This window comes from Herbaspirillum sp. B65, assembly GCF_000333555.1.
Lineage (GTDB): Bacteria > Pseudomonadota > Gammaproteobacteria > Burkholderiales > Burkholderiaceae_D > Herbaspirillum > Herbaspirillum rubrisubalbicans.
The window spans coordinates 1-1,185 of sequence record NZ_BADI01001002.1 but is presented as its reverse complement, the minus strand read 5'-3'; the positions used below and the strand labels follow the sequence as shown (position 1 = coordinate 1,185).

Below are 1,185 nucleotides of genomic sequence, written 5' to 3'. Positions count from 1 at the left end.
CAAACCAGTTGTAGTTATTGCGTGGCAGGGCAACGTCGAGCGCGACGATCTTTTCGACCGTATCTNGATGCACGGCCCGGTAGCGATTGGCTGCATTGCGATGGCGAAAACGGTTCAGGAATGCGGCGCTGGCCTCAGCCGGCGTACATTCGATGAAGCCGGCCTGCGCTGTGGGCAAAATGCCCTGGAGATAGGCACGTGCTTCCTCGATGCCATCATCGCCCATCTTGAGCAGCAAATGATGGGCGTAGCGATCCCGCATGTCTTCCAGGCGCGGCGGCAGATGCGCAGGCAGGCGGTCAGCCAGGGCCTGCAACAGGCGATCACCGAGACTGCGTCCCAGGCCCAGCTTTTCGGTCAATGCATCGAAGCGACTCTTGATGGCAAAGGCCAGCGGCACCTTGTCGGTACCGGCCTTGCGGATATAGAGGAAGAGGTCCTTTCCGTATTTCCTGGCCAGGTCATAGCCCGAGCAATGCATGTACTCACCGGCAATGGGGAGCGTGCGGAAGCTGGAAAGAATATGGCGGCGCAGGTCTTCCAGTACCGCCGGATCGTTGGAACCGATATAGAACACCTTGGTGAGCTGATCGGCTGCAAAAGTATCGAGCCGCAAAGCAAACACGGCAATCTTGCCGGCCGAGCCTGAAGCCTCGTACAGACGCCGGGGGTCGGCATTGAAGCGGGCCGGAACCGGTGAACTGATATCGCGCACATGCTCGGCATATTCGCGGTCCGAGGCCATTTGCCCGGGGACGTGATGCACCTGCGCCGGATCGATGCGACCGGCGTCGAGCTGTTCCAGGATGCTCTCAGGATCCTCGCCCAGGTCGATGCCCAGATGATTGACCAGCTCCAACCGTCCGTGCTCATCGATGCGGGCAAACAGGGCGTACTGCGTATAGGCAGGGCCGCGCTGTATCAGAGAGCCGCCCGAATTATTGCAGATGCCGCCGGTGATGGAAGCGCCAATGCAGCTCGACCCGATCACCGAATGCGGCTCGCGGCCAAGGGGTTTAAGGCGGCGTTCCAACTGGTCCAGCGTCACGCCTGGTTGGGAGAGCACCTGCTGGCCCTGGTCGAGCAATTCCAGGCGGGTCAGGCGCATGGTGTTGATCAGCACCACCGGGCGATCATAGCCCTCGGCAATCGGTGTGGATCCACCTGTCAGGCCGGTATGGCGGC

Annotated in this window: 1 protein-coding gene; it reads right to left on the bottom strand. The window is 61.1% G+C overall.

All coding sequences use genetic code 11. The features are described from left to right. The coding region (gene dld / locus I5W_RS23680; RefSeq protein WP_441294739.1) for a D-lactate dehydrogenase at nt 1-1,123 on the bottom strand (1,123 nt) is incomplete at its 3' end. Nucleotides 1,124-1,185 lie beyond the last annotated feature (62 nt).